The organism is Rhodococcus sp. NPDC076796, from assembly GCF_040702765.1.
Classification (GTDB): Bacteria; Actinomycetota; Actinomycetes; order Mycobacteriales; family Mycobacteriaceae; genus Rhodococcoides.
In genome coordinates this window covers 744,525-763,775 of the sequence record NZ_JBFBMS010000002.1, presented here as the reverse complement: position 1 = coordinate 763,775, position 19,251 = coordinate 744,525, and the positions used below count along the sequence as shown (strand labels likewise).

Sequence of the window (19,251 nt, the reverse complement as noted above, 5' to 3'; positions counted from 1 at the left end):
CTCCGCGCCACGTCATGTCCGGGCGAAGAAGATTTCTGTCGATGATTGACCAGCAGGCAACATCATCGATCCCGGTCGGCTGTGTTCTCAGCCCCCTCATCTGATAACAGGCCCGGTGGTTTGTCAACTCCAACGCGACTTCACTCCGCGAACGCTCGACTGCCCGGAGCTGAAACAACAACGCACACAATGCGTTATCGCCTCGGTTCGTCGCTCCGGATTCCAGCGACGTTGGCCAAGACCGTCCGAGCATCCAATGTTCGCTGCACGAGGCCATCGGTCACCTGCGACAGCGGTACGGAGTGCTCGCGGGCGTATCGCCGCAGCACACCGAACGCCTGATCCATGTCGAGTGCACCCACGTGCGACAGCAAGCCCTTCGCCTGCTCGAGTCTGGCGCGACTGCGCAGGGTGGACGAGAAGCGGGCACCGATCGCGGCCGGGTCCGGCGGCGCAGATCCGTGCACGAGCGCGATGCTGGCCACGTGGGCCAGAGCCTGGGCGAGCTCGAGGTCGTCGTCATCCAGTGCGCCCGAACGTGATCCGAACAAGCCGAGGGTGCCCAGCACGTTCGTCTGCAATCGCATGGGGACTGCGTGCACCGACGCGAAACCTGCCGAGGTGGCGACCTCGACGAATTGGGGCCACGTCGACCGTTGCTCCTCGAGGTCGCCGATGCTGACGGGCTGTCCGGTGCGGAAGCAGTCCAGGCACGGACCTTGCTCACGCTGCAGTTGAAAGACTTCCAACAGTCGAGTCGCCTCCGAGGAGGCTGCCACCACGTGCAGAACTCCGCGTTCGTCGGCCAGGAGCAACCCCGCCGAAGCGATGTCGAGTAGCTCGGCACACTCGGTGGTCAATCCGCTGAGCAGCTCGATCACGTCGAACTCGCCCACCAGCCCGTTCGCCAGTCGGACGAAGGCTTCGGTGACGCCGTGCTCGCGATCGGTGCTCATCAGATACTTCCCGCGTCGTACCCGGAGGTGGGTGTGTCGTCGGAGTCGAGTACGAGCCGACGTTCGATGATGTCCCAGGCCACTTCGCTAGCAGTCTGTCCGCTCGCGTAGGCGTGCGCACGTAGTCGGGCCAGGGCTTCGATGGAGTCGAGATCGAGCTGACCCATCAGAATCCCCGTTGCCTGATACACCTCGACTCGTTCGAGGGAGGCGAGTTGGTCCCAGCCGTCGCCGCCTTCGCCTGCCGCCTCCCAATCGAGATCCGAATTCATCAGATCCAGAAGCGGTAGCGCTGCGAGCTCGGCCGCCCACATGCCCGCGCTCAGGTCGGTGTCCGACAGGGGCCCCGGTTCCGTGCAGAAGAGATCGAGAACCCCGATGTGTACTGCGGCAATTGCGGTGGGCAGCGCGAAGATTGCGTGCACCCCTGCATCTAGTACGGCGGGAGTGAATGCCGGCCAACGTCGCTCGGAGGGATCGGCCAGGTCCGACACCAGCACGGGTGCGCCGGTGGACACCGCGTCCAAGCACGGACCTTCACCGAACGTGAACTGGAATTCGTCGAGTCGCCTGCTGAACTCACCACTGGATCCGAAGGTCCCGCGGCTCACACCGTCGTGGATCACAGAGATCGCTGCGCCGTCGACCGGGAGAAGCTCGACACATGCCACACACAGGCGATCAGCGGCAGACAGTCCGCCTCCGACGCCCGCCATTGCCGACGCCAACTGCTCGCGAAGACGCGATTGCGCCGTCACAACCTGGCTGTTGGGGGACTGCACAACGCTCTCATGAAGACCAACCCTAGTCCTCTGACAGGTCTCGTGCCCTCGTCTCGGGGATCGTGACGGTTGCGACGAAATCGAAGTGCCCATCTCGACGTCGTCTGCCATCATGACGTCGTGAAGATCGTATCGATCAATGCGTGGGGTGGCGCGATGTTCGACGAGCTCGTTGCCTGGCTCGAAACCGTTGACGCGGAGGTCATTTGTCTCCAAGAAGTCACGCGCACCGCTCATCGGTCGGGATGGTCGACGTTCGCCGACGGCGAGCGCACACTGCCGCAGCGGCTGAGTCTGTTCGACGACGTCTCGGCGGTGCTCCCCGGATACACGCCGTATTTCGTCGCCAACGACGCCGGACCTGTCACCGACGGTGAGGGCGTCGAGTTGCGTCAGGACTTCGGGATCGCGACGTGGGTGCGTGACGACGTTCCCGTCGTAGGGCTCGACGCGCGGTTCGTCCATTCACGGTTCGTCGATCACGCGGTCTGGGATGTGGGTGACCGTCCACGAGCTGCTCTGACGGTCACCGTCCGCGATCGCGTCGCCGAAAGGTCCATCTCCGTCATCCAACTGCACGGTCTGCGTGATCGAGCAGGCAAGGGCGACAGTCCTGTTCGGCTGGAGCAGGCCAGGAAGCTGGTGCAGATCATCGAGCATGTTCGTTCGTCGAGCGATGTCATCGTCCTGTGCGGCGATCTCAATCTGCTGCCGTCGAGTGAGACGTTCGCGGTACTCGGTGAGCACGGAATGACCGACCTCGTCGAAGATGCCGATACGCGAACATCGATCTATACGAAAGAAGTTCGGAGTGCCAGCTACATGTTGGTCTCTTCCACAGCCGTGGTGCGAAGCTTCGAGATCGTCGAGGCACCGGAAGTGTCGGACCACCGAGCTCTGATGCTCGACATCTGACAGCCCTCGCGACATCGGTACAGCTGGTGGTACGACGCGAGGAATGGGCGTGCTCACACTTCGGCCAGGTAACAAATCGGCTGCAACGGTGGACAGGTCTGCTTCGGTAAAGAAGGGTTAAAGGTCGGCGACGGCACGCCCCAACGACCGAGCATGATCCGAATCCGACGAACCGTGCCGTCGAGGATGGTGACGGCAACCGTGGACACACTTGCTCGCAAACTGGGCCTCAGAACCGACAATCACATCTTCTTCGTTTCGGCCGGGCTGACGATCGCTCTGCTGATCTTGTTCCTCGTCTTCCAGGACTGGGTGGGGAACGCGTTCGGGGTCGGGAGGGAGTGGATCGTCACCAATCTCGGGTGGTTCTTCATCATCGGCGTCACGGTGTGGTTGGTGTTTCTGATCTGGGTTGCCGTAAGCAAGTACGGTCATCTGCGGCTCGGGGAGGACGACGACAGACCTCAGTACTCGAACCTGTCCTGGTTCGCCATGCTCTTCGCGGGCGGGATCGGCACCGTACTGATGTTCTGGGGTGTAGCAGAACCGATTTCGCACTTCTCCGCGCCGCCCTTCGATGACGTGGAGCCGTACAGTGTCGAAGCATCCCAGGATGCGATGAGTATCTCCCTCTATCACCTGAGCCTGCACACCTGGGCGATCTTCACGTTGCCGGGGTTGGCGTTCGGGTTCTTCATCTATCGGTACAAGTTGCCGATGCGAGTGTCTTCGGTGTTCTATCCGATTCTGAAGGAACGCATTTCGGGTCCGATAGGCAAGACGATCGATGTGTTCGCAGTGCTGGGTACCATCTTCGGACTGGCAGTGTCGTTGGGGCTCGGCACTTCTCAGATCAATGCCGGCTTGAGTGAGCTCGTCGGACTTCCCGATGCCGTGTGGGCGAAGGTGCTGATCATCGGCGTACTCACTGTGGTCGCAACGATCTCGATTGCCGTCGGGTTGGACAAGGGTGTGCGCCGGCTCTCCAACCTCAACATCCTCGTTGCGGTCGGGTTGATGATCTTCGTCCTGATCGCGTCGGACACCGTCTTTCTGCTGCGACAGGTATTCGAGAGCTTCGGCAATTACGCGCAGGACATCGTTCCGTTGTCCTTCTGGAACGACGCCATGGCCGAGTTCACCTCCGACGGCGGGTGGGGATGGCAGGGTGGTTGGACCGTCTTCTACTGGGCGTGGACCGTCACCTGGGCCCCGTTCATGGGCGTCTTCCTCGCACGTATTTCGCGGGGCCGCACGATCCGCCAATTCGTCGTCGGAGTTCTGGTTGCACCTTCGCTGTTCACGCTGGTGTGGTTCGTCGTATTCGGTTGGTCTGCAATGAGAATCGACGGAATCGGTGGTAGCGGCGGCCCGATCTCGGAAGCAGTGTCCGAGAGCGTGCCGTTGGCGATGTTCACGTTCTTCGAGAACTTCCCGGCCGCGACCCTGGTTCAAGGGATCGCAGTGGTCGTCGTGGCGCTGTTCTTCGCGACATCCTCGGACTCGGCATCGCTGGTGATCGACATGCTGTGCTCCGGTGACGGTGAAGCGGGCCCCGTGCGGCAGCGAGTGTTCTGGGGCGTCACCGAAGGCGCTGTGGCCGCAACGTTGATCGTGCTCGGCGGGGAGGCGGGACTGCAAGCCCTGCAGCAGGTCATCACCGTGATCGGCCTGCCGATCTTCATTCTGGTCTCACTGATGATCATTGCCCTTGTGATGGGACTGCGAGCCGAGAAGGTGAAAGTGCAGCCGCTGACTCGAGCGCAGTTCCGTGAACACAACGGCGAAGCGACCGTCACCGAATCCGAGAAGGTACGAACTTCTCCGCTGGCCAGAGACTCCGACGACGACTGATATCGACCACGCCCACCTGCTTTGCTGTGTGAGACTGATCGGTATGAAACGTGTGATTCGCGGTGCTCTCGTCGTTGCTCTCGCCGCGCCGCTGACGGTCGCGTTGACGTTCGCTCGGCCGGGCGTCGCTCATGCCTGCTCGTGTGCCTACATCACAGACGGAACGCAGGCCGAGCAGCAACTCGCGGACTTCGCCTCGGGGGACAACGCGGTGTTCACCGGAACGGCGGTCGCCGAGCGTCGAGCAGGCTTCACCGTCTACTACGACTTCGATGTCCGCGAGATATTCCGTGGCGATGTCGGCGCGAAGACGACGTTGTCCACTGCAAGTGACAGCGCAGCGTGTGGAACCGGTTTCGAGCTGAAGGAGGAGTACCTCGTCTTCGCCGGCACCTACGACACACAGAACGCACCGTGGTCGGTGAATATGTGCTCGGCAACAACCCTGTCCACCAACGAACTCACGCGGGCCGCGACGCTGAAGCAGTTCGGAGAACCCCGAGCCGTGACAGCGGACGAGCGTGCCGCCGCGGACTATCCGCAGGGCATATCGATCGTCCAGTGGATGGGTATCGGTGTCGCCGCCGTGCTGTTCGCTGCCGGAACGGTGTGGATACTCCGAAGGGCACGTCACTGATCGACGAGGCCCGTATCGGTCGCCTGCGCGGCAGAGGTTTTTGCCTCGATGCGGTCGCCCCACTCCGCGATGGGATCGAGTAGTGCGTTCAGCTCGGCACCGTCCGCAGTGAGTCCGTAGTCCACGCGCAGAGGGAAGCCGTTACCGGCAGTGCGCACGACGAGCCCATCGCTCACGAGTTCCCGTAACTGTTCCGCGAGAACCTTTTCCGAGATCGGCCCGATCGACCGTCGCAGCTCGGCGAACCGTCGGTCACCTTCGCCCAGCCGCCACAGAATTGTTGGCTTCCACTTCGACCCGATGAGGTCGAAGACCACGTTGACGCCACATTTCTGTCGATCGTTCATCGTTGCCTCGCTTACCGTCGGGTTCGTACGCACTTCATTGTGCGTACTCGACGAACCCGATGCTTGCGTCGATCATTTCTGACATGACGGAAACAGTCGATCGACCGACCATCACAGTTCTCGGGCTCGGTGCAATGGGCACAGCGATCGCGAGCGCAGCAGCAGCGAAGGGGTTCGAGGTTCGTGCGTGGAATCGGTCCCCGAGATCGCGCGACGAGCTCGGCCTCAGGGGAATCGAGCTCGTCGAGTCGCTCACGGATTCTGTGGATCGGACCGACCTCGTAGTCATCTGCGTACGCGATCACGACGCCAGTCGGGTGTTGATCGAACGGGTGGCTTCGGCACTGGCGGGCCGAGTGGTTGTCAACGTATCGACGGGCACTCCTGCTCAGGCCACCGAATCTGCCGATCACGCTGCCCAACTCGGCGTTCGATACGTCTCCGGTGCGGTGATGGTGCCGACCCCGATGGTGGGAACCGCCGAGTGCTGTGCGCTCTACGCAGGGTCCGAGTCCGATATGTCAGAGCTGGAGCCGATGTTCGACGCGATGGGCGGCGTCAGTGATGTTGTGGGACTGAATCATTCAGTGCCGGCTGTGCTCGACCTCGCGATGCTCGACGTCTATATCGCCGGGATGTACGCGCATCTGCACGCGACCGCATTGGCTGCCGCACATGGCATCGACCCATCGCGGTTTCTGCCCTACTCGCAGGGCATCGTGCAGACTCTCGGTGCATCGCTCGCTGGGTTGACGTCGTCTGCCGAGCGGCGGACGTACGACGGGGGAGACGCTCGGTTGGACATGTGTCTGTCGTTTCTGGAACACATCGTGTCTGCGAGCCGCGAGGTCGGAATCGATCCGGCGTTGGCCGAGGTCGTTCGGGCTGTCTCCGCGCGGGCGATGACGCGATGGCCTGGCGGTACCGATTGGGACGTCGTCGGCGAGGAGTTTCTCACGGCCGGGCATCACGTGCGTCGTTGATGCCCGACCGCCGAGGCTGCCTCTCGGTCACGATGTTGCCGGCTACGGTGATTGACGCACAGCTGTGACTGCGATGCGTGCGACCGTGCCGATGGCCTGATCCACCAGTGGCAGATACAGATCCATGCGCGCCGCACGTGTGAACACCGAAACCGCGACGGGATGTTCGCCGGGAAACGACACCACTGCAACCTCGTTGCGAATGGGCCCGATGGTGCCGGTCTTGCCCGCGACCTCGACATCCGGGTACGGAATTCCGCTGCGGATCCGGTGCGGCCACACCTGCTGCGACAGAACCTCTTTCATGAATGTGCACTGTCCAAGCGATGCGGCCGAGTTCGACCAGATGGCCCGCAGAACGGCATTGCTGTCGCGGGGTGTGGTGCACGAGGTGTAGGCAGGATCGAAACCGGCACTGTCGATCACGGTGTAGTTGCTCGCCAGCAGGCCCAACGCCTCGTCCGCACTCAGTCGACCCGTGTCGCGAACGATCTGAGCACCCAAAGTCTCCGTGCCGCCCACGATCCGGGTGTCCTGCAGCCCGAGAAAGTCGATAACGTCCGCGATCGCGTCGAGTCCTACAGCGCCGAGCAACGCGTCGGCAGCTGCGTTGTCGGACACGGTGATCATCGATCGAGCCACATCGCGCCAACTCATCGTCACCGGATCGGCGCAACTCGCGATGCCCGTCGGCCCAGGACTGCACTGTGCCGGAACGAGACGCACCGAATCGGTCGCAGTCAAGACACCCTCGTCGAATGCCCGTGCTGTTGCAACCAGCAGGACCAGCTTCCATACCGACGCGGCGACGACTGGATCGTCACCCTCCAGATCGACGATCGAACCGACGCTGTCGATGCGCTCGGCCCGCACCCAACCGCGGCAGCCGGCGTCGGCGAACACTGCGCGCAGTTGCTCGTCGATATGATTCATCGGCTGGCCTGCAACAGGATTCGGTCGATCACGTGCGTGAGCGATCCCTCCTCTTCGTCTCGACGCACGATCCGCACTCGCAGTGCGACGTCCTCGGCCGCGAGATCGAGGTGCGCGGTACCGGGTAGCGGGCGATTCCCGGCCGGAACGAGACCGAAACAGTGACCCGACGCGACGCCGATCGCGACATCGCGAAAGGTGTTCGCAATCCGTACTTCTGGATCGAGTGCATGACGTCGAAACACGTCGAGAAGCAGATCGTGGGCGGGTGGATTTGCAGTCCTCGGCGTGGTTGCGAAGGCGAGATCGGACAGCATCGTCAACCGTGGGCGCTGCGCCTGCATCGATCGGTGACCCACAGGAACGCTGACCAGTCGGGGCAATGCGATGACGGGGCCCGCTGCGAGTCGGTCGAGGACCACCGGATGGTCGATCACCGCGATGTCGAGCTCGTGTGCCCGCAGGCGATCGAGCAACGACACCGCACTGCCGGTCTCCAGCCGCGCCTGAAGGCCCACGGATGCCGCGATCCGCGCGGCGATTGCGTCGTCCAGTTGCGGGATCAGGCCGATGCGTACCGTCCCGGATGCAGTGAGTGACATTGCGGTGGTGGTCAATCGGCGTGCGTCGTCGACGATCAGCCGCGCGCGAGGGAGCAGTGCGGCTCCGTGCTCGGTGATGATGGCGCCGTCGGGGGTCCGCTCGACGAGCGTGAGTCCGAGGTGCTTCTCCAGGACCTTGATCGCCCGAGACACAGGTGGCTGCGTCACGCCGAGAGTGGCAGCGGCACGACCGAAATGACGTTCTTCGGCAACGGCGACGAAGTATTCGAGATGGCGAACCAGATCCACCGACCTATTGAAACACGCTCACCTGCTCCGATACCGAACCGGTATGGCCGAACCGTGTCTCGCGACTTGGCTCGAGCGCGGTTGTATGTGATCGGCTGTCGGCATGCGTACCTCGACAACCACCCGACTTATCACCCTGATCACCGCTGCCACGCTGACCGCAGGCGTTGCCTGCTCCTCGACGACCGTTACCGAACCACCACGACCCGACACGAGCACGTCCCAGTCCGCCACCGAACAGGCCTCGGCCGACCAGAACTATCTCGAACTTGAGACAAGGGACACCGCTCGTCTCGGCGTCAGTGCCATCGATCTCGTCTCCGGTTCGACCGAAACGTATCGCGGTGACGAACGTTTCGCATTCTGCTCGACATTCAAGGTGTATGCCGTCGGCGCAGTTCTCGCAGCCGTGGATGCCGGAGAACTGCAGCTGACCGACACCAGAACGATCACCGCGGAAGACAAGGTGCCCGATTCCACAGTCGATTGGGCACCGGGGTCGGTCGTCACGATCGCAGACTTGGCGGCAGCCGCGCTGACCAAGAGTGACAACACATCCGGCAATCTTCTGATCCGCGAGGCAGGCGGAACCGCACGGCTGACCGAGTTCGCGCAGTCACTGGGCGACACCGAATTCCGGCTCGATCGCACCGAACCGGACCTGAACACTGCCATTCCGGGGGATCCGCGCGACACCACGACGCCGAACTCGATGGTTGCCGGTTACCGAACCCTGCTCGACGGCGACGTACTGACTCCGGCCTCGCGCGATCAGCTGCTGGCGTGGATGGCCGACACCCAGACTTCCGACGCCCGGTTCCGCGCTGGAATCCCCGAACAATGGACCTCGGCCGACAAGACCGGCACCGGTAGTTACGGCGTTTCGAACGACGCAGGGCTGTTGCTCGGACCCGACGGACAGAAGGTCCTGGTGGTCGTCCTGAGTACGACGACCTCTGGTGTCGAGGATTCACCCGCTATGAATGCCCTTGTTGCCGACACGACCCGGACGGTTCTCGACGAACTGCAGTGATTCTCAGCTCTCGGCGCGTCGGACGGCGTCGACCAATGGGACGAGATCCGGCTCGGTCGACGCGTCGTCGAGGGCCTCGCGCAGCGCCGTGTCGTTGGTAGGTCGGGCCGCTTCGAGCAGTGCAAGTCCTTCTTCGCTGACGTCGGTGTAGATGCCGCGTCGATCGGTCGGACACAGGTAGCGAGTGAGCAGGCCGCGATCTTCGAGGCGCGTGACCAGGCGGGTCGTGGCGCTCTGGCTCAGCACGATGGCGTCGGCCACCTGCTTCATCTGCAGATGTCCGCCGACTCCGTCGTGCTGCCTGCCCAGGACGTCGAGCAGCCAGTACTCGCGGGCACTGAGGTTGTGGTTGGCCTGGAGCGCGCGTTCGATGCGACCTTCGATACGGCCGTGCAGCACTGACAGCGCCAACCAGTTCTGCGCCAGCGCTGTCAGGGCGGGGTCGTGTGCGCTCATTGCCGTGCCTCTCCGTACCTGTACTCGTGACCACCCACCATACCGCGCCGACAATTAACGGCGCGTGCAAGTACTCGGCTAGGAGAGGGAACTGCGTGCGACGATGCGTCGAGCATGCGCCAGCACCGGGGCATCGACCATCTGGCCACGGAAGGTGAAGACGCCGCGATTGTGCGAGACGGCGTCGAGCACGGCTGTGGCCCAGTCGATTTCCTCGGCAGTAGGCGCGTAGGCCTGGCGAATGACGGGGATGTGGCTCGGGTGAATGGCCACCTTGCCGTCGAAGCCGACGGCCACGGCATCGTCGGCTTCCGCGCGGACACCGTCGAGATCGGGGATGTCGAGAAACACCGAGTCCAATGCGAACACCCCGCGTGCTTTGGCTGCGAGCAAGGTCTGCGACCGAACATGCTGCACCACAGTGCGATACCGGCCGTCGGACAGCCTGCTCGAATTGCCGCCCATGGCGGCCACCAGATCCTCGGCACCCCACATGGCACCGATCGCATTGTCGGCGGCGAGCGCGTCGAACACTGTCATCGCACCCAGTGGGGACTCGATCAGCGCGACGACATTCAGCGGAGTCAGTGCTGTTATCTGATCAGCAGATTCACACTTGGGAAGCATGACAGTCGTGTAGTCGGTGCGCTTCAACGCCTCGAGGTCCGCGGCCTGATCGTCGGTTCCGTGCGCGTTGACGCGGACGATGGTGCGCGCCGGATCCAGCGGGGTCGTGGCCACGGACTCACGAGCACCCGCTTTGTCCGCAGCGCCGACGGCATCCTCGAGATCGAGAATGACCACATCTGCTCGAGCCGCGGCCTTGTCGTACCGTTCGGGGCGATCGGCCGGACAGAACAGCCACGCCGGCCCCGGCGGAACCCAGGTCACGACGCCTCCTCCGGTGGTTGCATCCGGACGAGCGTCTTGCGGACTGCGACTGCGACGACGTCCCCGTGTTGGTTTCGGCCGGTGTGCGTGAACGTCACGATGCCCTCTCCGGGGCGAGATTTCGATTCCCGCTTGTCCGAGATCACGGTCTCGGCGTACAGGGTGTCGCCGTGGAACAGTGGCTTGGGGAACGACACCTCCGAGAAGCCGAGGTTCGCCACGATGGTGCCCTGGGTCAACTGCGTCACCGACAGTCCGACGAGCGTGGACACGGTGAACATCGAATTCACCAGTCGCTGGCCGAAAGGTGTTGTCTCGCTGTAGGCCGCGTCCAGGTGCAGGGCCTGGGTGTTCATCGTCTGGGTGGTGAACAGCGTGTTGTCGGCCTCGGTGATGGTACGGCCGGGTCGGTGCTCGTAGACGGTGCCGAGTTCCATCTCCTCGAACCACAAGCCGCGCTGGCGAATTCGCTTGTCGCTCACAGTCCCAGGCTCCGCGCGATGAGCATCAACTGGACCTCGGTTGTCCCTTCGCCGATCTCGAGGATCTTGCTGTCGCGGTAGTGGCGAGCGACGACGTACTCGTTCATGAAGCCGTAGCCGCCGTGAATCTGCGTCGCATCGCGCGCGTTGTCCATGGCGGCCTCGGAGGCGACGAGCTTGGCGATGGATGCCGCCTTCTTGAACGGCTTGCCCGCCAACATCAATGCCGCTGCGTCGTAGTACGCGGTTCGCGCGGTGTGTGCGCGGGCCTCCATGCGGGCGATCTTGAACGAGATCGCCTGATTGCGCGCGATCGGAGCACCGAAGGCCTCACGCTCCTTGGCGTACTTCACACTCTCGTCCACGCAGCCCTGCGCCGCTCCGACCGACACCGCGGCGATCGCGATCCGGCCCTCGTCGAGGATGTGCAGGAAGTTCGCGTACCCGCGTCCTTCCTGTCCGAGCAGATTCTCCTGTGGCACGCGCACATCGGTGAAACTGAGCGGATGCGTGTCCGAGGCGTTCCAACCGACCTTGTTGTAGGCCGCTTCGGCGACGAAGCCGGGAGTGTCGGTGGGAACCAGGATCGAGGAGATCTGCTTGCGTCCGGTCGCTTCGTCGACGCCAGTGACTGCAGTGACGGTGACGAGCTCGGTGATGTCGGTGCCGGAGTTGGTGATGAACTGCTTGCTGCCGTTGATGATCCAGTCACCACCGTCGCGCTTGGCGGTGGTCTTGGTGCCGCCGGCGTCGCTGCCGGCACCGGGTTCGGTCAGGCCGAACGCGGCCAGGGCCTTGCCTGCGGTGAGCTTGGGCAGCCACTGCTGCTTCTGTGCGTCGTTGCCGAAGCGGTACACCGGCATGGCACCGAGCGAGACGCCGGCTTCGAGGGTCATGGCGACGCTCTGATCGACCTTGCCGAGCTCCTCGAGCGCCAGGCACAGCGCGAAGTAGTCGCCGCCCATGCCGCCGAACTTCTCGGGAAACGGCAGGCCGAACAGGCCCATCTCCGCCATGCCGGCGACTACCTCGTACGGAAAGGAATGCTCGGCATCGTGTTTCGCCGAGACCGGAGCGACGACCGTGCGGGTGAAGTCGGCAACGGATTTGACCAGTTGCTGGTACTCGTCGGGCAGATTCGACGACGACAGGTGATCGGTCATGGCTGGTCCTCTTCGGTGGGTGTGGGAACGATTCGGGCGAGGATCTGATCGACGCGGACCTGATCCCCCACGGCGACAGTCAATTCGACGGTGCCGTCGATCGGGGTGGTCAGGGTGTGTTCCATCTTCATCGCCTCGACGACGACGATGGCCGTGCCTGCGGTGACGTCGCTGCCGGTGGTGGTGCCGATCGCGATGATCGAACCCGGCATCGGCGAGAGGATCTCGGCATCACCGGAGTGCGCATCGTCCTCGCGGACGCTCGCCTCGGCAATCCGATCGATTCGCCAGGTGCCGCGGGAGCTGGAAATCCAGGTAGCCGAGCCGATTCGGGCGACGGCCATCGATTCGCGTAGACCGTCGATCACCAGATTCACCGAATCCTCCGTGGCCGTTGCCCGGAGGATGCGTGGCGATCCGTCGTCGACGACGACCGTCGCCGCAGTCGCGGTGCCGGTGATGGCCACATGCGCCGTCCGACCTCCGGACGCGAGGCGCTGATGGAACGACGCTTTCGCTCCGACTCGCCACCCCGATGGTGCCGCCCAGATGTCCTGTCCCGCGGCCTGCCACGCGTCGAGCCACTGCACTGCCGTAGCGGCGATCAGAGCCTCGTCGGTTGCCTCGGTGGGGGAGAAATGTTCGACGCGACGATCGAGCAGCCCGGTGTCGAGATTGCCGGCGCGAACGTCGTTGTCGGCGAGCAGGAACCGTGCGAACTCGATGTTGGTGACTACCCCGAGCACTGCGGTGTCGGCCAGTGCACGATCGAGGCTGCGCAGTGCGGTCGCGCGATCGGGTCCGTGCGCGATGACCTTCGAGAGCATGGGGTCGTAGTTGCTGCCCACCTCCGTTCCGACGGCTAGACCGGAGTCGACGCGGATCCCCGGCGCAGATGGCTCGCGCAATCCGACGACGGCACCGCCGGTGGGGAGAAATCCGCGGCCGGGATCCTCGGCGTAGACGCGGGCCTCGATCGCATGTCCGGTGAGCGTGATGTCGTCCTGCGCGAGGGTCAGGGGCTCGCCCGATGCCACCCGCACCTGCCATTCGACGAGGTCGAGGCCGGTGACCATCTCGGTGACCGGGTGCTCGACCTGGAGACGAGTGTTCATCTCCATGAAGAAGAACTCGTCGGGGCGCTCGGCCGAGACGATGAATTCGACTGTGCCGGCGCCGGAGTAGTCGACACTGCGAGCGGTGTTGCAGGCGGCCTCGCCGATGCGTGCCCGGGTTACTTCGTCGAGCAAGGGCGACGGTGCTTCTTCGATGACCTTCTGGTGCCTGCGCTGCAGGCTGCACTCGCGCTCGCCGAGGTGGATCACGTTGCCGTGTCCGTCGGCGAGGATCTGGACTTCGATATGCCTGGGCCGCAACACGAATCGCTCGAGGAAGAGGGTGTCGTCGCCGAACGACGACGCCGCTTCCCGGCGTGCGCTGGTCAACGCGGCGGGTAGATCCTCGGCGCGCTCGACCAGACGCATACCCTTGCCGCCGCCACCGGCGGAGGGCTTGACCAGTACCGGGAATCCGACGTCCGGCGCGCCGGCGATGAGGTCGGCGTCGGTGAGGCCGGGGCGAGAGATTCCTGGGACGACGGGCACGCCGAATGCGCTGACGGCGGCTTTCGCAGCGATCTTGTCGCCCATCACTTCGATGGCTTTTGCCGGTGGGCCCAGAAATGCGATCCCGGCTTCGGCACAGGCGGTTGCGAACTCTGAGTTCTCGGAGAGGAATCCGTATCCGGGATGAATGCCCTGTGCTCCTGTGGCTTTCGCGGCGGCGATCACCTTGGCGATGTCGAGGTAGCTCTCGCGTGCGTTGGCGGGACCGAGGCGTACCGCGGTGTCGGCCTCGTGGACGTGGCGGGCGTCGGCATCGGCGTCACTGTAGACGGCAACGGTGCGAATCCCCATGCGGCGCAGCGTTCGTGCCACCCGCACGGCGATCTCGCCGCGGTTGGCGATCAGAACGGTGTCTATCGTGGTCATGTCGGTCACATCCTGAAAACGCCGTAGGAGACCGGCTCGAGCGGCGCATTGGCGCACGCCGCGAGGGCCAGTCCGAGAACCTGCCTGGTATCGGCCGGGTCGATGATGCCGTCGTCCCACAGGCGGGCCGTCGAATAGTAGGGGTTGCCCTGGCTTTCGTACTGCTCACGGATCGGAGCCTTGAACGATTCCTGGTCCTCATCGCTCCACGGCTGACCTGCAGCGTCGAGTTGTTCGCTGCGCACCGTCGCGAGCACCGACGCCGCCTGCTCGCCGCCCATCACCGAGATTCGCGCGTTGGGCCACATGAACAAGAAACGTGGTGAATACGCTCTGCCGCACATCGAGTAGTTGCCCGCGCCGTAGGAGCCGCCGATGACGACGGTGATCTTGGGGACACGGGCACACGCCACGGCGGTGACCATCTTCGCTCCGTGTTTGGCGATGCCGCCTGCCTCGTAGTCGCGGCCGACCATGAAGCCGGAGATGTTCTGCAGGAAGACGAGCGGGATACTGCGCTTGTCGCACAATTCGATGAAATGTGCGCCCTTCATGGCAGATTCGGCGAACAGCACACCGTTGTTGGCGATGATTCCGACGGGATGACCGTGGACGTGGGCGAATCCGGTGACGAGAGTCTTGCCGTATTCGGCCTTGAACTCGTCGAATTCGCCGCCGTCGACCACCCGGGTGATCACCTCACGCACGTCGTACGGGGTGCGGGGGTCGGTGGGGACGACGTCGTAGAGCTCGGTCTGGTCGGCTACCGGATCACGCGTCGTGATGACGTCCCACGGGCGTGGAGTGCGAGGCCCTAGCGTCGACACGATTCGGCGGACCCGGTGTAGTGCGTCTCGATCGTCCTCGGCGAGATGGTCGGTGACGCCGGAGATCTTGGAATGCAGATCACCACCGCCGAGTTCTTCTGCGGTGACGACCTCGCCGGTCGCGGACTTCACCAGTGGCGGGCCGCCGAGGAAGATGGTGCCCTGGTTCTTGACGATGATGGCTTCGTCGCTCATCGCCGGCACGTAGGCACCGCCTGCAGTGCACGAACCCATGACCGCGGCGATCTGCGCAATTCCTTTGGCGCTCATGGTCGCCTGATTGAAGAAGATACGGCCGAAGTGGTCGCGGTCGGGGAACACCTCGTCCTGACGCGGGAGGAATGCGCCGCCCGAGTCGACGAGGTAGATGCACGGCAGGGTGTTCTGCAGGGCGATCTCCTGCGCGCGCAGATGCTTCTTGACCGTCATCGGGTAGTACGTGCCGCCCTTGACGGTGGCGTCGTTGGCGATGATGACGCATTCGCGACCGGAGACGCGGCCGATGCCGGCGATCACTCCCGCGCCGGGGCACTCGTCGTCGTAGAGACCGTTGGCAGCCAGTGGCGCGATCTCCAGGAACGGGCTGCCGGGATCGAGTAGCTCGTCGACGCGGTCGCGGGGGAGGAGTTTGCCTCGCGCGATGTGGCGTTCCCGGGATTTTTCGCTACCGCCGAGCGCCGCCGCGGCGAGCCGCTCGGCCAGCTCACTGGTGAGAAGCTCGTGATCTGCCCGGTTGGCAGCAATATCGATTGCCATGAGGTGCACGCCTTAGGGGTTGGACGCCGGTGTCACAGGAGTTCAGTTAATGGTTGATAACTGACATCATAGTAAACTACGATTAACTGAGAGTCCAGGGTCGAGGGGGAGCCAGTGCAGGAGTTGGAGGCAAAGCCGACGACGGTGCGTGAGCAGCGCAAGGCCGAGCGTCGACAGCAGTTGCTCGATGCCGCAGCATCGCTGTTCGCCGAACGCGGATTCACCTCGGTGCGACTCGAGGATCTGGGCGCGGCAGTCGGTGTCAGCGGACCGGCCGTCTACCGTCACTTCCCGAACAAGGAAGCCGTGCTCGTCGAGCTGATGGTCGGGATCTCGGAGTATCTGCTCGACGGTGGCCGTGCGGTGGTCGATCGTGGTGGGGCTGCCGTGGATACGTTGTCTGCGTTGGTCGAGTTCCACCTCGACTTTGCCTTCGACACACCGGCATTCATCAGAATCCAGGATCGCGACCTACAGAGTCTTCCGGAGGGCGCTCGACGCAAGGTGCGCCGAATGCAGCGTGAGTACGTGGAACTCTGGGTCGGGGTGCTCTGCGCCGTCGGCCCGGAACTGAACGAGGCCGACGCTCGAACTACGGCACACGCGGTCTTCGGCCTCATCAACTCCACGCCCAACAGTGCGGGGCGTACTCCGTCGAAAAATGCTCGTCCCGTGTTGCGCGCAATGGCGCTCAGGGCATTGGGGGTTGCTGCGCCGTAGCTTCGGATCCGCTCAGTTCGGTTGCGGAGCAGCGGAGTTCGATGTGGGCGTCAGCGTCGGAGTAGAGGATTACGGGCAGCTCACCTGTAAGTGAGTTGCACACTCACCTCGAAGTGCGTTCTTGTGCGTTCGTCTCCATGTCGGTTCCAATTGGTCTGCGCATCAGTGCAGACTCCTCGACGAAAGTGGGTTCCGATGACGAAGGTCCTGGAAATAGTTGCGTCACCCCGTGGTGCCGACTCCTTCTCCGCGCAGATAACTGCGACGTACGTGGCCGAGTTGGCTGCCTCCGGTGCCGAGGTCGTCACCTGGAATCTGTTCGAGATGAACCTGCCCGAGTTCGGCACGGTCGCCGCCAACGCGAAGATGGCGGTGTTCAGCGGCGCAGAGCAGACCGCCGAGCAGCAGAAACTGTGGGGTGAGTGCAAGGAGTTGTTCGAGACCTTTGCCGAGTTCGATGTGTATGCGATCGCGTTGCCGCTGTGGAACGCAGGTGTGCCGTACAAGTTCAAGCAATTCGTCGACATCGTGACGCAGCCGGGATGGTCGTTCGGCTTCGACCCCGAGGCCGGCTACAGCGGATTGCTGGCCGACAAGCGAGCCTTCGTGTCTCTGACCAGTGGGGTGTTCCACCCCGGGGTGAGCGCAGCATTCGGCTCCGACTTCGCCCAGCCGTTCGTCGATGACTGGCTCCGGTTCATCGGAATCCAGGACATCACCTACGAACGCTTCTCGCCGACGGTGATGACCGCCGATGCCCAGGCGGATCTTGTGGGGCATATCGAGGGGGCCCGCGGAGCAGCCACCTCGATCACAGGCGTACTCGCATGAACCTGGGGATTTCCGGAACTTACTCCAGTGGCCAGGCGGTCGGCGGGTTCGCCAGTCAATAGTTGGGTAGTAGAACCGATTTCGAGTGATGGCTCTTCTCGGCTGTCGGTGGCCGTAGGTCTCACTGAGTCAGTTTCGGGAAGCGGCTTCTTCGATCTCGGCGCGGATTCGGTTGTCGAGAACCCGATCGATGTTCTCCTCCGTCCACTCCTTGAAACGGTTCACGATAGTGAGCACCTCGCGCCCCATCGGCTCGAGCGAGTACTCGACGCGAGGTGGAATACCCGGCATCGCGTGACGCGACATGAATCCGTCGCGTCGCAGAGTGCGAAGAGTTTGCGCCATCATTTTGTGACTGATTCCGGGGAGCTGTCGACGGATGTCCGAGTAGCGCACTGCAGGCGCTGTATCGAGGATCAACAGGGTGCGGATCACCCACTTGCTGGACAGGACCTCGAACAGTTCGCGGGCGGGGCAATACCCAGGAGCCTCGGATGCGGTTGGCTGACGGGAAGTGGCCGCTGCGGGGCTCGGGTGGTGCTGCATCGAGCTTTCCCTCCGTTCGGTGGCGGGTTCGACGTGCCTCTCGGCCGGCATCTGCCACGTCGATCCTTCGGCCGGTCCGATCAAGCAACGGTAGTCACATTTCCGGCGACATGTCGGCCTACGGCTCCTGCGGAGGGCCACCTACACCGACGCGCGCTCGGCTTCGTCTGCATGTCGTTGGGTGGGCTCGGGTGAACGCGCGCGGCGGGATCCGATCACTCCGGCGGCAACGGCACCGACGAGCAAGGCTCCACCGATGGCGTATCCCAGGAGTGGTCCTCGAGAAGTCAACCAGGCCAACTTGTTCGCCGCGTCGCGTGCCGAGGCCACCTGCTCCAGTCGACCCGTCTCGTCCAGCGCGAGCGACGCCTTGAAGATCGTGATCTCGGGGACTTTCGGGTCTCGCGCGAAGTACTGGTACGGCGTTTCCTGTCCCCACACCAGGCTTCCACTCGTTGGCTCGACGTAGATGTCGCGAACGTTCGAGTACCACCGCTTCATCGTGATCGGCTCGTCCCCGTCGCCCAGCCCCCATTTCGATGCCGGGAGGGTCACCGAGTTGATCGGCGACTGGGTCGTGGCCGAGAGGTCTGCTTCGGTCACGATCGATCGGAAGTGATAGATCGGCAGCCCCTCCATGGTGAGCTCCTCGACGAAGTTCGCCTCGAAGCTCGTCCACGCCGTCGCGTCGTAGACCGTGTACGTGATCGGCTGGGTATCGAACGGGAAGCGATGCTGTAACCCTGTGCGGGGCAGAGGAACAGCAGGCGAGTCGACGGTGGTCTGCAGGGATCCGGCGGGCTCGACGGGCAGGCCGGTGCGCCGGTCGCTCGTCACTCGATCCACCGAGGCGGTCAGCAGGCTCGCATCCCCGTCGCGGTCGGCGCGTCGCACCGTGGCTCCGACCTGGAAGGTGACGCGGTCTGCGTCGGAGGGGTCTTCCACAGTGATGTAGCGCTGCAGAACGAGGGGGACATCCGTCGCGATCGACAAAGGGCCGGGGCCGGTGATCGTCCTCGAGTCGAGGACCTCGCCCCCCGCACCGTCTGCCGTGGTGGCCACCGTGGTTGCGGCGATGTCGAGGGGAGTCACCGCCAGACGGTCGTAGACGAGGGTGGGCAGCAGTAGGGCAACGACGATCGCGAAGGATCCCAGACCTGCGAGCACGCACATCGCGATTCTCACCCGTGACATAAACACCGTCCCAACTCTTTTCGTTTCCGGCCATCTCATCCTGCCGTGACGGGAGCACCGAATGTCCGCTTCCGCGTTGTGACCTGTCAGCATGTTCGACGGA

At 63.7% G+C, this 19,251-nt stretch carries 20 protein-coding genes; 7 read left to right on the top strand and 13 right to left on the bottom strand.

Annotation, left to right across the window (positions count from 1 at the left end; genetic code table 11):
* Positions 1-194 precede the first annotated feature (194 nt).
* Both AB0366_RS08870 and AB0366_RS08865 read right to left on the bottom strand, forming a co-directional pair.
* Positions 195-956 (bottom strand): GAF and ANTAR domain-containing protein, encoded by a 762-nt coding sequence (locus tag AB0366_RS08870; protein ID WP_366243523.1) that lies wholly within the window; start codon positions 954-956, stop codon positions 195-197.
* Positions 956-1,738 carry a GAF and ANTAR domain-containing protein gene (locus tag AB0366_RS08865; RefSeq protein WP_366243522.1) on the bottom strand — a complete coding sequence of 261 codons (783 nt, stop codon included), beginning with the start codon at positions 1,736-1,738 and terminating at the stop codon, positions 956-958. Before AB0366_RS08865 ends, AB0366_RS08870 begins: the two co-directional genes overlap by 1 nt.
* A gap of 120 nt (positions 1,739-1,858) precedes the next feature.
* Between AB0366_RS08865 and AB0366_RS08860 the strand changes: the two genes are divergently transcribed.
* The 3 genes from AB0366_RS08860 (at position 1,859) to AB0366_RS08850 (ending at position 5,144) form a co-directional block, all read left to right on the top strand.
* A complete protein-coding gene (locus tag AB0366_RS08860) occupies positions 1,859-2,653 on the top strand; it encodes an endonuclease/exonuclease/phosphatase family protein (RefSeq protein ID WP_366243521.1) in 795 nt (264 codons plus the stop codon).
* 153 nt (positions 2,654-2,806) lie between these two features.
* Positions 2,807-4,507 (top strand): BCCT family transporter, encoded by a 1,701-nt coding sequence (locus tag AB0366_RS08855; RefSeq protein WP_366243520.1) that lies wholly within the window; start codon positions 2,807-2,809, stop codon positions 4,505-4,507.
* Positions 4,508-4,550: 43 nt separating this feature from the next.
* Positions 4,551-5,144 carry a hypothetical protein gene (locus AB0366_RS08850; protein ID WP_366243519.1) on the top strand — a complete coding sequence of 198 codons (594 nt, stop codon included), beginning with the start codon at positions 4,551-4,553 and terminating at the stop codon, positions 5,142-5,144.
* On the opposite strand, the gene AB0366_RS08845 is transcribed toward AB0366_RS08850, so the two are convergent.
* Positions 5,138-5,491, bottom strand: coding sequence for a helix-turn-helix domain-containing protein (locus tag AB0366_RS08845; RefSeq protein WP_366243518.1), 354 nt, complete (start codon positions 5,489-5,491; stop codon positions 5,138-5,140). The genes AB0366_RS08850 and AB0366_RS08845 overlap by 7 nt on opposite strands.
* 83 nt (positions 5,492-5,574) lie before the next feature.
* Between AB0366_RS08845 and AB0366_RS08840 the strand changes: the two genes are divergently transcribed.
* Entirely contained in the window at positions 5,575-6,474 is a 900-nt protein-coding gene (locus AB0366_RS08840) for an NAD(P)-binding domain-containing protein (RefSeq protein ID WP_366243517.1), read from the top strand.
* A 42-nt stretch (positions 6,475-6,516) separates the two neighbouring features.
* On the opposite strand, the gene AB0366_RS08835 is transcribed toward AB0366_RS08840, so the two are convergent.
* Entirely contained in the window at positions 6,517-7,407 is an 891-nt protein-coding gene (locus AB0366_RS08835; protein ID WP_366243516.1) for a serine hydrolase, read from the bottom strand.
* A complete protein-coding gene (locus AB0366_RS08830) occupies positions 7,404-8,258 on the bottom strand; it encodes a LysR family transcriptional regulator (protein WP_366243515.1) in 855 nt (284 codons plus the stop codon). Before AB0366_RS08830 ends, AB0366_RS08835 begins: the two co-directional genes overlap by 4 nt.
* A gap of 103 nt (positions 8,259-8,361) precedes the next feature.
* Between AB0366_RS08830 and bla the strand changes: the two genes are divergently transcribed.
* Positions 8,362-9,291, top strand: a complete 930-nt coding sequence (bla, locus tag AB0366_RS08825; protein ID WP_366243514.1) for a class A beta-lactamase — start codon at positions 8,362-8,364, stop codon at positions 9,289-9,291.
* Positions 9,292-9,294: 3 nt separating this feature from the next.
* Here bla and AB0366_RS08820 read toward each other — a convergent pair whose 3' ends face one another.
* From AB0366_RS08820 to AB0366_RS08795, 6 genes are all read right to left on the bottom strand, one after another.
* The gene (locus AB0366_RS08820) at positions 9,295-9,747 is read right to left on the bottom strand and encodes a MarR family transcriptional regulator (protein WP_366243513.1); all 453 of its coding nucleotides are present in this window, start codon (positions 9,745-9,747) and stop codon (positions 9,295-9,297) included.
* A 78-nt stretch (positions 9,748-9,825) separates the two neighbouring features.
* Positions 9,826-10,638: a CoA ester lyase gene (locus AB0366_RS08815; RefSeq protein ID WP_366243512.1), complete on the bottom strand. Its 813-nt coding sequence runs from the start codon at positions 10,636-10,638 to the stop codon at positions 9,826-9,828.
* A complete protein-coding gene (locus AB0366_RS08810; RefSeq protein WP_366243511.1) occupies positions 10,635-11,120 on the bottom strand; it encodes a MaoC family dehydratase in 486 nt (161 codons plus the stop codon). Before AB0366_RS08810 ends, AB0366_RS08815 begins: the two co-directional genes overlap by 4 nt.
* Entirely contained in the window at positions 11,117-12,283 is a 1,167-nt protein-coding gene (locus AB0366_RS08805; protein WP_366243510.1) for an acyl-CoA dehydrogenase family protein, read from the bottom strand. Before AB0366_RS08805 ends, AB0366_RS08810 begins: the two co-directional genes overlap by 4 nt.
* Positions 12,280-14,274: an acetyl/propionyl/methylcrotonyl-CoA carboxylase subunit alpha gene (locus tag AB0366_RS08800; protein ID WP_366243509.1), complete on the bottom strand. Its 1,995-nt coding sequence runs from the start codon at positions 14,272-14,274 to the stop codon at positions 12,280-12,282. Before AB0366_RS08800 ends, AB0366_RS08805 begins: the two co-directional genes overlap by 4 nt.
* 5 nt (positions 14,275-14,279) lie before the next feature.
* Positions 14,280-15,857 carry a carboxyl transferase domain-containing protein gene (locus tag AB0366_RS08795; RefSeq protein ID WP_366243508.1) on the bottom strand — a complete coding sequence of 526 codons (1,578 nt, stop codon included), beginning with the start codon at positions 15,855-15,857 and terminating at the stop codon, positions 14,280-14,282.
* Between the two features lie 114 nt (positions 15,858-15,971).
* On the opposite strand from AB0366_RS08795, the gene AB0366_RS08790 reads away from it, so the two are divergent.
* A complete protein-coding gene (locus AB0366_RS08790; protein WP_366243507.1) occupies positions 15,972-16,577 on the top strand; it encodes a TetR/AcrR family transcriptional regulator in 606 nt (201 codons plus the stop codon).
* A 195-nt stretch (positions 16,578-16,772) separates the two neighbouring features.
* Positions 16,773-17,408, top strand: coding sequence for an NAD(P)H-dependent oxidoreductase (locus AB0366_RS08785; RefSeq protein WP_121871883.1), 636 nt, complete (start codon positions 16,773-16,775; stop codon positions 17,406-17,408).
* A 129-nt stretch (positions 17,409-17,537) separates the two neighbouring features.
* Here the strand turns inward: AB0366_RS08785 and AB0366_RS08780 are convergent, their stop codons facing one another.
* Positions 17,538-17,954: a helix-turn-helix domain-containing protein gene (locus AB0366_RS08780; protein WP_366243506.1), complete on the bottom strand. Its 417-nt coding sequence runs from the start codon at positions 17,952-17,954 to the stop codon at positions 17,538-17,540.
* A gap of 141 nt (positions 17,955-18,095) precedes the next feature.
* On the bottom strand, positions 18,096-19,148 hold the full coding sequence (locus AB0366_RS08775) for a DUF3068 domain-containing protein (protein WP_366243505.1): 1,053 nt from the start codon (positions 19,146-19,148) through the stop codon (positions 18,096-18,098).
* Positions 19,149-19,251: the final 103 nt, after the last annotated feature.

Bases quoted from the DNA above. Each gene is read 5' to 3' on its own strand.
- AB0366_RS08870 (WP_366243523.1), bottom strand. From the start codon at position 956: ATGAGCACCGATCGCGAGCACGGCGTCACCGAAGCCTTCGTCCGACTG.
- AB0366_RS08855 (WP_366243520.1), top strand. From the start codon at position 2,807: ATGATCCGAATCCGACGAACCGTGCCGTCGAGGATGGTGACGGCAACC.
- AB0366_RS08850 (WP_366243519.1), top strand. From the start codon at position 4,551: ATGAAACGTGTGATTCGCGGTGCTCTCGTCGTTGCTCTCGCCGCGCCG.
- AB0366_RS08845 (WP_366243518.1), bottom strand. From the start codon at position 5,491: ATGAACGATCGACAGAAATGTGGCGTCAACGTGGTCTTCGACCTCATC.
- AB0366_RS08840 (WP_366243517.1), top strand. From the start codon at position 5,575: ATGACGGAAACAGTCGATCGACCGACCATCACAGTTCTCGGGCTCGGT.
- AB0366_RS08835 (WP_366243516.1), bottom strand. From the start codon at position 7,407: ATGAATCATATCGACGAGCAACTGCGCGCAGTGTTCGCCGACGCCGGC.
- bla (WP_366243514.1), top strand. From the start codon at position 8,362: ATGCGTACCTCGACAACCACCCGACTTATCACCCTGATCACCGCTGCC.
- AB0366_RS08820 (WP_366243513.1), bottom strand. From the start codon at position 9,747: ATGAGCGCACACGACCCCGCCCTGACAGCGCTGGCGCAGAACTGGTTG.
- AB0366_RS08805 (WP_366243510.1), bottom strand. From the start codon at position 12,283: ATGACCGATCACCTGTCGTCGTCGAATCTGCCCGACGAGTACCAGCAA.
- AB0366_RS08800 (WP_366243509.1), bottom strand. From the start codon at position 14,274: ATGACCACGATAGACACCGTTCTGATCGCCAACCGCGGCGAGATCGCC.
- AB0366_RS08795 (WP_366243508.1), bottom strand. From the start codon at position 15,857: ATGGCAATCGATATTGCTGCCAACCGGGCAGATCACGAGCTTCTCACC.
- AB0366_RS08785 (WP_121871883.1), top strand. From the start codon at position 16,773: ATGACGAAGGTCCTGGAAATAGTTGCGTCACCCCGTGGTGCCGACTCC.
- AB0366_RS08780 (WP_366243506.1), bottom strand. From the start codon at position 17,954: ATGCAGCACCACCCGAGCCCCGCAGCGGCCACTTCCCGTCAGCCAACC.
- AB0366_RS08775 (WP_366243505.1), bottom strand. From the start codon at position 19,148: ATGTCACGGGTGAGAATCGCGATGTGCGTGCTCGCAGGTCTGGGATCC.